This window comes from Lacrimispora sphenoides (assembly GCF_900105215.1).
In the GTDB taxonomy this organism is placed as follows: Bacteria; Bacillota; Clostridia; order Lachnospirales; family Lachnospiraceae; genus Lacrimispora; species Lacrimispora sphenoides_A.
Window position 1 is genome coordinate 2331561 of sequence record NZ_FOIP01000001.1, and the last position, 14121, is coordinate 2345681.

At 48.9% G+C, this 14121-nt stretch carries 15 protein-coding genes, 1 riboswitch and 1 other annotated feature; of the genes, 2 read left to right on the forward strand and 13 right to left on the reverse strand.

From position 1 onward, the window contains the following. Positions 1-13 precede the first annotated feature (13 nt). Entirely contained in the window at positions 14-328 is a 315-nt protein-coding gene (locus BMW45_RS10595) for a PTS sugar transporter subunit IIA (RefSeq protein WP_025229881.1), read from the forward strand. Positions 329-420: 92 nt separating this feature from the next. Here BMW45_RS10595 and thiD read toward each other — a convergent pair whose 3' ends face one another. The 13 genes from thiD to BMW45_RS10655 form a co-directional block, all read right to left on the reverse strand. After that, positions 421-1221, reverse strand: coding sequence for a bifunctional hydroxymethylpyrimidine kinase/phosphomethylpyrimidine kinase (gene thiD, locus BMW45_RS10600; RefSeq protein ID WP_092243153.1), 801 nt, complete (start codon positions 1219-1221; stop codon positions 421-423). Continuing rightward, on the reverse strand, positions 1218-1859 hold the full coding sequence (thiE, locus tag BMW45_RS10605; RefSeq protein WP_092243156.1) for a thiamine phosphate synthase: 642 nt from the start codon (positions 1857-1859) through the stop codon (positions 1218-1220). The genes thiD and thiE overlap by 4 nt, the downstream gene beginning before the upstream one ends. Beyond that, positions 1846-2733: a hydroxyethylthiazole kinase gene (thiM, locus tag BMW45_RS10610; protein ID WP_092243159.1), complete on the reverse strand. Its 888-nt coding sequence runs from the start codon at positions 2731-2733 to the stop codon at positions 1846-1848. The genes thiE and thiM overlap by 14 nt, the downstream gene beginning before the upstream one ends. Before the next feature lie 12 nt (positions 2734-2745). After that, positions 2746-3300, reverse strand: coding sequence for an energy coupling factor transporter S component ThiW (thiW, locus tag BMW45_RS10615; protein ID WP_092243162.1), 555 nt, complete (start codon positions 3298-3300; stop codon positions 2746-2748). 57 nt (positions 3301-3357) lie between these two features. Next, a complete protein-coding gene (thiC, locus tag BMW45_RS10620) occupies positions 3358-4665 on the reverse strand; it encodes a phosphomethylpyrimidine synthase ThiC (protein ID WP_092243165.1) in 1308 nt (435 codons plus the stop codon). 101 nt (positions 4666-4766) lie between these two features. Continuing rightward, positions 4767-4873: riboswitch (TPP riboswitch) on the reverse strand. A 51-nt stretch (positions 4874-4924) separates the two neighbouring features. Beyond that, positions 4925-5698 (reverse strand): tryptophan synthase subunit alpha, encoded by a 774-nt coding sequence (gene trpA / locus BMW45_RS10625; RefSeq protein WP_092243168.1) that lies wholly within the window; start codon positions 5696-5698, stop codon positions 4925-4927. Beyond that, positions 5691-6875 carry a tryptophan synthase subunit beta gene (gene trpB, locus BMW45_RS10630; RefSeq protein WP_092243172.1) on the reverse strand — a complete coding sequence of 395 codons (1185 nt, stop codon included), beginning with the start codon at positions 6873-6875 and terminating at the stop codon, positions 5691-5693. The genes trpA and trpB overlap by 8 nt, the downstream gene beginning before the upstream one ends. Next, complete coding sequence (locus BMW45_RS10635; protein ID WP_092243175.1) at positions 6821-7504, reverse strand: phosphoribosylanthranilate isomerase; 684 nt, start codon at positions 7502-7504, stop codon at positions 6821-6823. Before BMW45_RS10635 ends, trpB begins: the two co-directional genes overlap by 55 nt. Further along, positions 7501-8295, reverse strand: a complete 795-nt coding sequence (gene trpC, locus BMW45_RS10640) for an indole-3-glycerol phosphate synthase TrpC (RefSeq protein WP_092243178.1) — start codon at positions 8293-8295, stop codon at positions 7501-7503. The genes BMW45_RS10635 and trpC overlap by 4 nt, the downstream gene beginning before the upstream one ends. Next, positions 8292-9311 (reverse strand): anthranilate phosphoribosyltransferase, encoded by a 1020-nt coding sequence (trpD, locus tag BMW45_RS28445; protein ID WP_166433316.1) that lies wholly within the window; start codon positions 9309-9311, stop codon positions 8292-8294. The genes trpC and trpD overlap by 4 nt, the downstream gene beginning before the upstream one ends. Continuing rightward, positions 9312-9896 carry an anthranilate synthase component II gene (locus BMW45_RS28450; RefSeq protein ID WP_166433317.1) on the reverse strand — a complete coding sequence of 195 codons (585 nt, stop codon included), beginning with the start codon at positions 9894-9896 and terminating at the stop codon, positions 9312-9314. After that, on the reverse strand, positions 9896-11368 hold the full coding sequence (locus BMW45_RS10650; protein ID WP_092243181.1) for an anthranilate synthase component I family protein: 1473 nt from the start codon (positions 11366-11368) through the stop codon (positions 9896-9898). The genes BMW45_RS28450 and BMW45_RS10650 overlap by 1 nt, the downstream gene beginning before the upstream one ends. 118 nt (positions 11369-11486) lie before the next feature. Next, positions 11487-11750 (reverse strand) — a binding site (T-box leader). 155 nt (positions 11751-11905) lie between these two features. Beyond that, the gene (locus BMW45_RS10655; RefSeq protein WP_092243184.1) at positions 11906-12388 is read right to left on the reverse strand and encodes a GNAT family N-acetyltransferase; all 483 of its coding nucleotides are present in this window, start codon (positions 12386-12388) and stop codon (positions 11906-11908) included. 402 nt (positions 12389-12790) lie between these two features. Here BMW45_RS10655 and BMW45_RS10660 point away from each other — a divergent pair, with 402 nt between their 5' ends. Further along, a complete protein-coding gene (locus BMW45_RS10660) occupies positions 12791-14098 on the forward strand; it encodes a four-carbon acid sugar kinase family protein (RefSeq protein ID WP_092243187.1) in 1308 nt (435 codons plus the stop codon). The last annotated feature ends 23 nt before the right edge of the window (positions 14099-14121 follow it).

Here is a 14121-nt window from a genome sequence, read left to right on the forward strand (position 1 = left end):
AAAAGGTGGAAAAATGCAGGAAATGGAACTTATTTGCTTTCAGCTGATCACTGCTGCCGGCGGAGCAAAATCAAACTATATCAAAGCAGTGCAAAAGGCAAAACAAGGAAACTATGAAGAAGCGGATCATCTGATCTTAGAAGGGGACGAAATGATGAAACAAGGCCATTTGCCTCATGCGGACTTAATTCAGAAAGAAGCGGCAGGAGAGGCTGTGTCTATGGGGCTTATTCTGACCCATGCGGAGGATCAGATGATGAGCGCAGAGATCTTTAAGGTCATGGCCGAGGAGATGATCGATCTTTACAGGAAACTGGAAAGCAAATAAAACGGGATTCTGCAATAGGAAATAAAATACCGGTTATGGCGGGAGCATGTAATGTTTCCCGCCATAACCGGTTAAAAAGCTTTTTGGGATTATTAGGTTCTCCAACCGTGCCACAAAGGCCCCCGTCCTTTTCCCAGATTTAATCCGGCTTTTAATGCACCGGTTAAATAGGACTTCGCCATCCGGATGCTTTCTTCCAGCCCCATGCCTAAAGCCAGTCCGCAGGCAATGGCAGAAGACAGGGTACATCCGGTTCCATGGGTATTTGGATTGTCGATCCGTTCTCCTGGAAACCAGGTGACAGTTCCGTTGCAGCATAGAACATCATCAGCCCCCTGAGAATTATGGCCTCCTTTTAACAGGAAAGATACCTGATAGATATGAAAGAGCTCCATGGCGGCTTCTTCCATATCTTTTCTACTGTATATCTTGTGCCCTTTTGTGGATAAAAGGGCTTTTGCCTCCGGGATATTGGGGGTAACTAAAGTTGCAAGAGGAAACAGCTTGCTTGTTAAAGTCTTAACATCCTGCGGATTTAAAAGAGAATGTCCGCTGGTGGATACCATGACCGGGTCCACAACTACAGGAGAGCGGTTATATTTTTCCAGCTTTTCCGCAATGATTTCAATAGAACTGGAAGTCCCGGCCATGCCGATCTTAACTGCTTTTGGCGGAATGTCTGTAAATACGGCAACCAGCTGGTCGGAAAGCATTTCCTGACTAACAGCTTCCGTCAGAAAAACCCCCGTAGTATTTTGAGCAACCAGGGCGGTAATAACGCTGGAGCCATAGACACCCAAAGCCGCCGCAGTCTTTAAATCCGCCTGTATTCCGGCGCCGCCGCTTGGATCGGTGCCTGCAATGGTGAGGAACGTAGGAAGAATCAGGCTCATGGGCTCACCACCTTTAAAAGCTGTTCTTTTAAGCGATGGGCGGCTGCGGTTATATCCTTTTGTCCGAAGATACCGGAAACCACCGAAGCTCCGGCCACGCCTGTTCCTTTCAGGCTGGAAACATTTTGGGCCGTAATTCCCCCGATGGCCGTTACAGGAATAGGAACGGAACGGCAGATAGCAGTCAGCTGCTCCAGGGTTAAGGGAATGGCATCTTTTTTTGTAGGGCTTGGGAAGATGGCCCCGGATCCTATATAATCCGCCCCATCCATATATGCCTTTTTTGCCTGACTTACATTTCTGGCAGTAACGCCCAGAATGCGGTCCGGGCCGATTAGCCGGCGGACCTCCAAAGGAGATAAATCATCCTGTCCAACGTGTACGCCGTCTGCCCCGCACTTAAGGGCAATCTCCACATCATCGTTGATGATTAGCGGGATCCCATAATGCCTTGTAAGTTCACGGATAAGTAAGGCTTCTTCCAGGAAAGCACGTTTGTCCATAGACTTTTCTCGGAGCTGGAGAAGGGTCACTCCGGCACAAAGAGCTTCTTCAATCTGCTCTGTTAAGGTTTTTTCTCCTGTAAATGCCTTGTCTGTTACTGCATAGAGGAGAAGCATATCTCTATGAAACTTCAATATTTATTCCTCCTTTCAAGGTACCTTCATCCAAAAGGCTAACCTCATCGAGAAAGCAGCAGCGGAAGCTTCCGGTACCACTTAAGGTTTGTTCCGCTTTTTTTGCTGCCCGCTCCCCGCAGAGACCGGCAGCAGCCGTGGCAAGAGCGGCCGCCTCGAAAATGGCATGCTGGGATGGCGTGAGCCCTGTGGAGGCTATATAGGCGGCAATTATACCGTCCAGCATACAGCCGCTACCCGTAATACGGGACATTTGGGGACAGCCATTTCTGATAAGCCAGGTTTCCTCCCCGGTTGAAGCGATATCAATGGCCCCTGTCATGACGGTCACAGCCCCTGTTTCAGCGCTTAGTGCCCTGGTTGTTTCCGTAAGAGATTCCAGGGTATCCTCCCTGATCTCATCAGAAAAGGAAGCATCAACTCCCCGGGTGGGAGAAACAGAGTCGTTTCCGCTTCCTGCGTTCTTCCCGGTCAGTTCTTTTAACAGGATCCGAAGTTCCGATGCATTTCCCCTGATAACGGTTATCTTTACTTCACTTAATAGGGAAAGAGCAGTTTCGGTCCGATAGCGGGAAGCACCGATTCCCACCGGATCTAAGATGACAGGGAGGCTTCGCCGGTTTGCTTCCCGTCCGGCCTTTTCCATTGCAGCTTTTGTAGTCCCTCCCGGAGTCCCAATGTTCAAAAGAAGGCAGTCGGATATGGCGGTTATTTCTGAAACCTCTTCCGGGTGGTCCGCCATGATGGGGGAGCCGCCACAGGCTAATATGGTATTTGCCACGTCTCCGGCCGTAACATAATTAGTGATACAGTGGATGACGGGCCGCTTTTCCCTGACCAGCCCGGTCAGAGAATGGTTAATCTTTAGGCTCATATCTGTCTCCCCCTATTCATTGATGAGCCGCTCAAAATAGGAAAAAAGACCAAGGCGGCGCAGCATTGCCAGTAAAATTGCAGCCAATAAGGTCCCTGCCAGAGTGCTCATAAGAAATGGAACTACAAAGAAGAAGACAGCTATCTCTTTACCCATAAGAAAGATGGCTACCGGATAGCAGAGCAGCCCTCCGATCAGCCCGGTTCCAACCACTTCTCCAAGATAAGCAGGCAAAAGCTTCCTGGTTTTTTGAAACAGATAGGCACCAAGAAACGCGCCGGCCATGCTTCCCGGAAAGGCAAGCAGGCTTCCGGTTCCCATGAGATTCCGTATGAGAGATGTACAAAACGCCATGGAAACGCCATAGACAGGCCCTAAGAACACCCCAGCCAGAACATTTGCCAGATGCTGCATCGGAAAGCATTTGGAAGCTCCAACCGGGATGGAAAAGCCGGAGAACGCAACGGTAAGTGCTGTCAGCATTCCGCTGATCACCAGCTTTTTTACCCGTACTCTTGAACCGGCAGAAGAGTTGTTGTAAATTGTTGAAGATATTTGAACTTTCATGAAAGTTCCTCCTGTTTATGTAATTTAAACCTAACAAGTAGGGTCGCTGATTGCGTATTATTCATCAAAAATATCGACGATCTCTCCATCTAAAATCCGGTTCATGTTCTTCATGGCGCAGAAATTGCCGCACATGGAGCAGGTGTCTTCTTTTTCCGGTTTTGACGCGGCCCGGTAGCGTCTGGCCTTTTCCGGGTCAATGGCAAGCTGGAACATGGTTTCCCAATCCAGCCGTTTCCTGGCATCGCTCATCTTATGATCCCATTCCTTAGCACCCTTAATGCCTTTTGCAATGTCAGCCGCATGAGCCGCAATCCGGGCTGCAATGATTCCTTCCTTCACATCCGCTTCATCTGGCAGCCTCAAATGCTCCGCAGGAGTCACATAGCAGAGAAACGCTGCTCCGGCGGCAGCTGCCACCGCTCCACCGATTGCTGCGGTAATATGGTCATATCCTGGCGCAATATCAGTGACAAGAGGTCCCAGGACATAAAAGGGTGCTCCTTTGCAGATCGTCTGCTGGATTTTCATATTAGCTGCAATCTGATCCAGGGGCATATGGCCGGGGCCTTCTATAATGACCTGTACATTCTTTTCCCAGGCCCTTCTCGTCAGCTCTCCAAGGGTCACCAGTTCCTCCACCTGTGAAATATCAGATGCATCCTCTATGCAGCCTGGCCGGCAGGCATCTCCAAGGCTTAAGGTCACGTCATGCTTCTGGCAGATTTCCAGTATGCGGTCATAATGCTCATAAAAGGGATTCTCCTCCCCGGTCATTTCCATCCAGGCAAAGATGATAGACCCTCCTCTTGAAACAATGTTAGTCAGCCGCTTTGCTTCCTTGAATCTTCTGGCGGTCTGTTTGTTGATCCCAACGTGAATGGTCATGAAATCCACCCCGTCTTCCGCGTGCATTTCCACGATCTTTATCCACTCCTCGGCGGTGATTTCCCGAAGGGGTTTGTGATAATAAACCACAGCATCGTAAATAGGAACCGTACCAATCATAGCCGGACATTCTCCCGTCAGTTTCTTTCGGAATTTCCGGGTATCTCCAAAGGAGCTTAAATCCATAATGGACTCTGCTCCCATGAGAACTGCGTCCTTTACTTTCTCGAGCTCCATGTCCAGATCATTCAAATCCCTTGATGTTCCCAGATTCACATTGATCTTTGTTCTCAGCATGGAGCCGATCCCGCTGGGTTTTAAGCAGCTGTGGTTCTTATTTGCCGGAATGGCGACTTTTCCTTCCGCTACCAGTTCCCGCAGCTTTTCGGGCTCCCATTGTTCGTGTTCAGCTACTGTCATCAGTTCCTTTGTCAGAATGCCTTTTCTTGCGGCATCCATTTGCGTGGTGTAATTCATGTTTGTTCCTCCTTTTTCTCGCGAACGGAGGGATTGTAAGGGCTTTTCGGTAAAGAACAAGAAAAAGAGCCCATACCAACAGGTATAGGCTCGGAAATATGCAATCATCCCATATGAATCCCTACGTTGGCATTACCCAAATCAGGTTATAAAGGTCGAAGTTGATTACTTCCTCTCAGCCCGCCTACGAGCTCCCTCTTGTGGCACTAGTGTAGCATTCCCCCTCCAGCTTGTCAAGGGAAATATCCCTTACCGGCCCTCAGCCGGAAATGGAGGACTTCATTTCCCTTACGTAGTCGCAGACAGGCCCTACGCAGTCTTTTCCATATTTTGCGGCAATTTTTACAATGGCGCTGCCCACAATGACGCCGTCCGCATGTTTGCTCATTTCCCTTGCCTGCTCCTTGGTGGAGATTCCAAAGCCGATGGCGCAGGGAATCTCTTTAACCTCCTTTACAAAGGAAATCATTTCGCCAATGTTGGTATTGATTTCCGATCTCACCCCGGTCACGCCCATGGAGGAAACGCAGTAGATAAATCCTTCCGATCCAGCTGCAATGGTCCGTATACGCTCCCTGGAAGTGGGGGCGATGAGGGAAATCAGTTCGACTCCGTATTTCTTGCAGTAGGGCAGCAGTTCCTCCCTCTCTTCAAAAGGCATATCCGGCACGATCAGGGCATCAATGCCGCACTCAGCCGCATTTTTTAAAAACCGTTCGCTTCCATACACAAAAACCAGATTAATATAAGTCATAAAAGCCAGAGGAACATCGGTTTTTTGGCGTATCCGTTTTACGGATTCGAAAAGCTTATCCGTGGTAGTTCCTGACGCCAAAGCCCGCATATCGGCTTCCTGGATCACGATCCCCTCTGCGATTGGGTCAGAAAAGGGGATTCCAAGCTCGATCAAATCCGCTCCGGCCTCGGCCATGGCAGGAACCAGCTCTTCGGTGGTGGCAAGGTCGGGATCTCCTGCCGTAATAAATGGGATGAATGCCTTTCCTCTGGAAAATACTTCGCTTATTCTACTCATAGATTTCAACCCCCTTGTAGCGGGCAATGGCTGCCACATCCTTGTCGCCCCGTCCTGATAGATTAATGACAATGACCTCATCTTTTCCCATGGAAGGAGCGATCTTTCTGGCATAGGCTACGGCATGAGCGCTTTCAATTGCCGGAATGATCCCTTCCAGACGGGATAAGTATTCAAAGGCTTCCACGGCCTCCTGATCCGTAATGGAGACGTAGCTGGCTCTTCCTGAGTCGTGAAGGGCCGCGTGCTCCGGTCCAATGCCGGGATAGTCAAGTCCTGCGGAAATGGAGAAAACAGGGGCGATCTGGCCGTACTCATCCTGGCAGAAATAGGACTTCATGCCATGGAAGATTCCAAGAGAGCCGGTGGAAATCGTGGCCGCGTGCTTTCCTGTTTCAATGCCGTGCCCGGCGGCCTCGCAGCCCACCAGCTTTACGGGAGTCTCGTTTAAAAATTCATGGAAGATTCCCATGGCATTGCTTCCGCCTCCCACACAGGCGATCACCATATCAGGAAGCTTACCCTCTGCTTCCATAAGCTGAGAGCGGACCTCTTTTCCGATGATGCTCTGAAAATCCCTGACAATGGTCGGAAAAGGGTGAGGGCCCATGACAGAACCTAAGACATAATGGGTATCTGCCACCCGGTTGGTCCATTCCCTCATGGTCTCATTGACCGCATCCTTTAAGGTCTGGGTGCCGCTTGTGACAGCGTGAACCTTTGTGCCCAAAAGCTCCATGCGGAATACGTTTAAGGCCTGACGGTCCGTATCTTCTTTGCCCATGAAAACTTCACATTCCATTCCCATGAGAGCGGCGGCGGTAGCGGTAGCAACGCCATGCTGCCCGGCCCCTGTTTCAGCGATGACCCGGGTCTTTCCCATCTTCTTTGCAAGAAGGACCTGGCCCAGGGCATTGTTGATCTTATGGGAGCCGGTGTGGTTTAGGTCCTCCCTCTTTAAATAAATCTTCGCGCCGCCTAAATCCTCTGTCATCCGCGCTGCATAGTAGAGCAGAGAGGGCCTTCCGGTATATTTTTTGTGGAGGTCTGAAAGTTCTGCTAAAAACTCCTGGTCATGGCTGTACTTTTCATAAGCTTCTTCCAGCTCATTTACTACATTCATCAGTGTTTCGGGGACAAATTGTCCGCCGTGCTGTCCAAATTTTCCTTTTGACATGGCTGTTCACTCCTTACTATTTGTATGATCTCTTTTATTTTTTGCGGGTCTTTTTTGCCCTCTGTTTCCACGGAACTGCTTAGATCCAGGCAAAAGGCCTTTGTTTTCATGGCCTGCCTGACGTTTGTGGAGTCTATGCCTCCTGCCAGGAACCAGGCCTTTTTTATGTCCGGTATCATGGACCAGTCAAAGGTCTTCCCGCTGCCGCCGTAAAGTCCTTTGGTATAAGTATCAAAAAGCAGGAAATCCGCAGGAAGGTCCTCAGCCTTCTTCATATCCTCTGCCTGCCGGACCCGTATGGCCTTCATGACAGGAAAGCCGGGGGCCAGGCAGCTTTTTAATTCCATCATATAATCCCGGTCCTCATCACCGTGAAGCTGGATAAGGTCAATGATACCATTCCCGGTAAGGGACAGGATATCGTCTATGGGGCTGTTTACGAAAACGCCCACTGCAGGTATCTCCGGCAGCAGCAGCTCTCTAAGTTCCTGTGCCTTCGGACCTGTAATCCGGCGCTTTCCAGGGGCGAATACAAAGCCTGCATAATCCGGCTTCCAGGTGTTCACTGCCAGGATATCCTCCCTTCGGGTCAGCCCGCATATTTTGATCTTTTTTCCTTTCAAATTCATTGCGCCGCCCTCTTAAAACCGCTTATGATTTTCTTTTTGTCAGGGGAACGCATCAGGCTTTCCCCGATCAGAACGGCATTTACCCCGGCTTCTGACAGGAATTTGATGTCTGTTTCTGTTTTGATTCCGCTTTCTGCCACGAAGAGCACATCAGGGGGGACCAGCCTCCTTAAGCGGAGGGAATTATTAAAATCCACCTCAAAGGTTTTTAAATTCCGGTTATTTACTCCGATGATCCTGGCTCCCGCTGAAAGGGCGGAGTGGATCTCCTCCTCGTCATGGGCCTCGACCAGTGCGCTTAAACCAAGGCTTTGGCATAGTCTTAGATCTTCTTTCAGGGTGTTTGTATCCAGAAGGGCACAGATAAGGAGAACCGCACAAGCGCCTATGGCCTTTGCCTCGTAAATCTGATAAGGGTCCACCGTAAAATCTTTTCTCAGAAGAGGGATTTGCACCTCATGGCTGATTTCTGTCAGGTAGTCGTTGCTCCCGAGAAAGTATTCCGGTTCCGTGAGAACGGATATGGCATCCGCCCCTGCGGTTTCGTAATCCCTTGCGATCTCCACATAGGGGAACTCGGGGGCTATGAGGCCCTTGGAAGGAGAGGCGCGTTTTATCTCACAGATAAATGAAATGCCTGGGGAGGAGAGATTTCGTTCAAAGGAAAGATCATTTCCCTTCGTTTTTTCCAAGGCTTCAAATGCCAGGTTTTCCATGGCCTTCATAGGGATTTTTTCTTTTGCTGCCGCCACCCGTTTTCTGGAGGCAGCAGCCAGCTTGTCAAGTATCATAAAACCACCTCGTTGGTCATTTTTATAAACTCCTCAAGCTTTATGGCGGCCTTTCCCGAATCAATGAGATGGGCCGCTTTTTCGATGCACTGGGAAATCGTACAGTCATCGATTCCCAGGTACAGGCTTAAAGCAGAGTTTAGGATGACGATATCCCGCTTTGGCCCGTGGAGCTTTCCGTTTAAAATATCCCTGGTGATCTGGGCATTTTCTGCAGGTGTGCCGCCCACCAGCTCCGGAAGAATGCAGCGGTTTAAGGAAAACTGCTCCGGTGTGATCTCATAGGGCGTCAGTTCTCCGAAACGGATCTCGCATACGTGACTGGGACCGGTGACCGTGGCTTCATCAAGCCCGTCATCTCCGCAGACCACCAGTCCCCGCTTGACTCCAAGGTTGCTTAATACCTGGGCCAGGGGTTCTACCAGCTTCCGGTCATAGACCCCTAAAAGCTGCATGGTGGCTCCGGCCGGATTGGAGAGAGGGCCTAAGATATTAAAGATGGTCCGCACTCCAAGCTCTTTCCGCACAGGTCCGGCGTATTTCATAGAGGAATGGTATGCCTGGGCAAAGAGGAAACACATGCCCGTTTCCTTTAATAGGATCCCCGACTGCTCCGCTGTAAGATTTAAATTCACACCAAGGTGCTCCAACACATCGGCAGCCCCGCTTTTGCTGGAAACGCTGCGGTTGCCGTGCTTTGCCACCGGAACTCCTCCTGCGGCCACCACAAACGCGCTGGTTGTGGAAATGTTAAAGGTCCCTGCCTCGTCGCCGCCGGTTCCAACGATATCAATGACCGGAAAGTCCGGTTCCAGCCTTAATGCCTTTTCCCGCATGACCGTGGCACAGGCAGTGATCTCGTCAATGGTCTCACCCTTCATCCGAAGACCTGTTAAAAATGCTGCCATCTGGGCTGGGGTGGTTTCCCCGCTCATGATCTCATTCATGACTTCTTTTGCTGCTTCAAAGCTTAAATCCTTCCCTGTTATAACTTCATGGATTGCCTGCTGAATCATCTAATCTGCCTCCTTTATATGAATGGATAAAAAATTCTTAAGTATGGTCATTCCATCTGGGGTCAGGATGGATTCCGGATGGAACTGAAGCCCGTAAATGGGATATTCCTTGTGTTTTACCGCCATGATTTCCCCCATATCATCAGTCCCGATAACGGTCAGGCAATGAGGAAGAGAATCTTTTGCGGCGATGAGAGAGTGGTATCTTGCTGCCAGGATCTGTTTTGGAAGCCCGTGGAAGATGGGATCAGAAACATCGATGGCAAGAAGGCTCTGCTTTCCATGCATCAGCTTCCTTGCGTGGGTGATCTCTGCCCCGAATGCTTCACAGATACCCTGGTGCCCCAGGCATACCCCAAGAATGGGGATCGTTCCTGAAAGCTTCTTCACCACGTCCTCGCACACGCCTGCGTCTTTGGGATAGCCGGGGCCAGGGGAGAGGATGATGTGGCTGGGAGATAGTTCCCTTATTTCTTCCGCGGTCATCTCATCATTTCGTATGACCCTGATATCCGGATTCAGGCCGCCGAACATCTGGACCAGGTTGTAGGAAAAGCTGTCGTAATTATCGATCAGTAGAATCATCAGTCATTTACCTCCCCTGCGGTTTCAATGGCCCGGATCACGGCCTTTGCCTTGTTTTCCGATTCTTCGTACTCCCGTTCCGGAACGCTGTCAGCCACGATGCCGCCGCCCGCCTGAACGTATACCTTTCCCTGACTCTTTACTGCCATGCGTATGGCGATGCAGGTGTCCATGTTTCCGGTGAAATCAATGTATCCCAGAGCCCCTCCATAAATGCCCCTTGGCTCTGTTTCCAGTTCTTCGATGATCTCACAGGCCCGGATTTTCGGAGCTCCGGAAAGGGTGCCTGCCGGAAGGACCGCCTCAATGGCATGAAAGGCATCCCGGCCAGGAGTAATGTCCGCTTCCACCTGGGAACAGATGTGCATGATTTTGGAATAGCGGTGGATCATTTGATAGCCTGTCACCTCTACCGTGGAAAATGCCGCGATTTTACCAAGATCATTTCTTCCCAAGTCCACCAGCATGTTGTGCTCTGCCAGTTCCTTTTCATCTTCCAGAAGCTCTTTGGAAAGCAGATTGTCTTCCTCCTCGTTCCTTCCCCTGGGTCTGGAGCCGGCTACCGGAAAAGTGGTGAGCCGTCCATTCTTTAAGCGGACCAGGGTTTCAGGGGAAGTACTTATGATTTCTGTATCATCCATGTGAAGATATACCATGTAGGGAGATGGATTGGTGGTTCTTAAAACCCGGTAGGCATTGAGAAGACTGTCCTGGTAATCACTTGTAAACTGTCTGGAAAGCACTGCCTGGAAAATGTCCCCGTCCACGATATAATCCTTTGCCCGCTCCACCATGGAACAGTATTCCTCTTTGGTCACGTTGCAGCTGAAATTTGGCCTGTCGGTGACCGCGGACTTTTTTAGCGGGATATTTTCTCCGATTATGGCTGCAATGTTTTCCAGCTTTGTGCAGGCCTTCCCGTAATTTTCCATAATCCGGTCGGTTTTCATGTTGACCACAAGGCTGATTTTCTGCTTCAAATGGTCGTAGGCTATGACCGTATCAAAAAGCATTAAGTCAAAGTCATTGCAAGTTCCCTTTTTGATGGATAGGACCGGTTCCGCATAGCCGATCATGCTGTATGCAAAATACCCTACAAATCCTCCGGTAAAGGGGGGAAGCCCGGGAAGCTTTGGGGACCGGTAATCCTTTAAGATATTTCGCAGCACATCATAGGGCTCCCTGGTCCGGATTACCTGGTCGGCCTCCGGCTGGCTGTAATGATGTACCCTTACCACATGATCCTTTAAAGTAACTTTAAGAACCGGGTCATAGCCAAGGAAGGAGTAGCGTCCCCATTTTTCACCTCCCTCAATGCTTTCAAGCAGATAATACCGGTTACTTTTGGCTGCGATCTTTCGCAGCAGGGTAATTGGTGTGACAATGTCTGCAAAGATTTCCCTGCAGACCGGGATAACGGGATAGGAAGCGGCAAGCGCTTCGATTTCCTTACAGTCCGGCGTGATGTTCATGGTTTATTACGCTCCTTTCCTAGTTAGTACTCATGTCTTTTGCAGTCAGTAAACACCCTATAGCAAGCGGAGAGGAAAATAAAAAAGGCCTCCGTCCCTCCTCCATACTGCTATGGATAAGAGGGACGAAAGCCTGAAAATTACGGTTCCGTGGTACCACCCTGATTGGAGAAGATAGACTTCTCCCGCTTTATAACACACTAACATGTGTCTCCCCTTGATAACGGATAGGAAACCCGTCGACACCTACTCCCGATCATAAACCGGTTTCAAGCCGCCCTCGCAGGTCCATTCAGACCAGACATCAACGCTTCCTCCCACCAACCGGAAGCTCTCTGTGCATGATGTTAAGATCTTACTTACTCCTGCTCAATAGTTTATCACTTTGATTTGTTACAGTATATGAGATTAAAAATAAAATGTCAATAGGAAAATTAATTTTTTTTATGAGGATAAATATCAGCCATGATAAACTGGTCTATTCATTTTAGCATGCTAAAGTGGTGCATGGGTTTCGCATGGAGATATTAGCTTCATTTACAAATCCAGCTGCATGAAAACTGCCGTAGTAGCAGGATTATCGTTGTATCGGTGAATTTTATAAAATCCATACCGGTAATACATCTGTATGGCGTGATCCATAAAAGGGAAAGTGTCTAAACGCATATGCTTATATCCAATCTGCCTGGCATCTGCAATCACTTGCTCAATCAGAGCGTTTCCTATATGTTTTCCCCGATATCCAGGTCTGACATATAATCGTTTCATTTCACAAAAACGAACATCAAGCTGTCTTAAAGCTACACATCCAACAATATCACTGCTTAAATATGCAAGATAGAGCCGGCCATTGGGCAAACCATACTTAACACCCAATTCTTTCACTTCATCGTCATAGTGCTGGGAATTAAGGCATTTTGCTACTTCGGTATCTTTCGTAATAATAGTATCCGTATATTCAGTGAACAAATGGATAACTTCCTGAGGCCGGTCATATGCCAGTTCAATTCTTATTTCCACCTGCAATCTCCTTTTAAATTTTGGTTTACCACTCTGTTGGATTATATGATTTAGCTGCGTTTCCCGCTTTCCTGTTAATGGGAAAATTATACCATACCTCAGGGCTTATTTCTATATCACTTTGTAAACTGTAACATGGGAGCTATTTAACAAAATACAAAGATATGGGGGCTACCAATAAGCTGTCTTTGTACTTAACCTCATCAGGCAGCGGAGTGGATTGCGGATATCCGAATGATATAATTAAAAGTAAAAATATAAAAAGTATATTGACAATATTAAACAGACAATGTAAGATTTAGAACATAAACGAACATTAACAATGAACATAAACGAACAAAAACCAGTTTCGACACCAATGAGTTCCCATGCCGGAACTGGTGCAGAGAAGGGAGAGGAACTATGCCTCAATGTATTGTGGTAGCAGATGATCTGACAGGAGCGAATGCCACAGGGGTTCTGCTTAAGAAGATGAATTACAGGACCTACACCGTAATGAATTCGGAACGGTTGAATCTGTCCCTGTTCGATCAGTGCGATTGTATCATGTATCCAACAGACAGCAGAGCGGCAAGCAGCGAGACCGCTTATAACCGGGTATTTAACGTGACCAACCTTTTGAAGAATGAAGAGGTCAAGGTTTATGCAAAGCGCATTGACAGCACTCTCAGAGGAAATATCGGGAGGGAGACGGATGCTTTTTTAGATGCTCTGGGACCGGACTATACTGCCATCTGTGCCCCGTGCTTTCCGGCTTCAGGAAGAATCGTGATCGGAGGGTACATGATGGTAAAGGGTCTTCCCCTTCACAAAACGGAGGCTGCCCTGGACCCTAAGACTCCTGTATTCACATCGGATGTGAAGGAAGTTTTTGAAAGCCAAAGCAGATATAAAGTAGGAAGCATCCAGATGAACGGTATGATGGAAGGAAAGCATGCACTGGCGGATCGGATCAGGGGGCTTGCAAAGGCTGGGTGCAGGATCATCGTTATGGACTGTGTGACCCAGGAGGATTTAGACCTGATCGCTGATGCGGCCATTACAAGCGGGATCAAATTTGCTGCAGTGGATCCAGGCGTTTTTACCTCCACCGTTGCAAGAAAGCGGATTGTCCCGCCGGACAGGGGGAAAGAAAACAAGATATTGGCCGTAGTGGGGAGCGTAAATCCTGTGACAAGAAAACAGATGGAAGAGCTTTGGCTGACTCAGCGGACTGCCCATAACATTTTTGTTTCTGCTGCCAGGTTCCTGGAAAGTGAAGAAAGCCGGGAGGAGGAAATCAAACGGACAGTAAAGGAGGTATTAGCTGCCAGTGAGTCTTATGAAATCCTTACTGTTACAGGGGATGGGATCTATCCGGAAAACAGGGTGGATTTTAAACGGTACGAACCCGGCTATCCAGGGGGAGTGGATGAGATGACCAGGCTGATCTGCGATTCCTTTGCGGAAATCACCTGCCGTGTGTTTACATATAACAACAGCTTTCAAGGGATCTACAGCAGCGGCGGAGATATTACGGTGGCCATCTGCCGGAAGTTTAATACCGCTGGCTTATGCCTCCTTGATGAGGTTCTCCTCCTTGCCGCCTACGGGAAGTTTTTAAAGGGGGATTTCGAAGGGGTGTCCATTATAACAAAGGGAGGGATGGTCGGAGAGCCGGATGCTGCCAACCGGTGCATCACTTATTTAAAAGAGAAACTATTTATGTAAACTATAAATAACCATATGTAAAC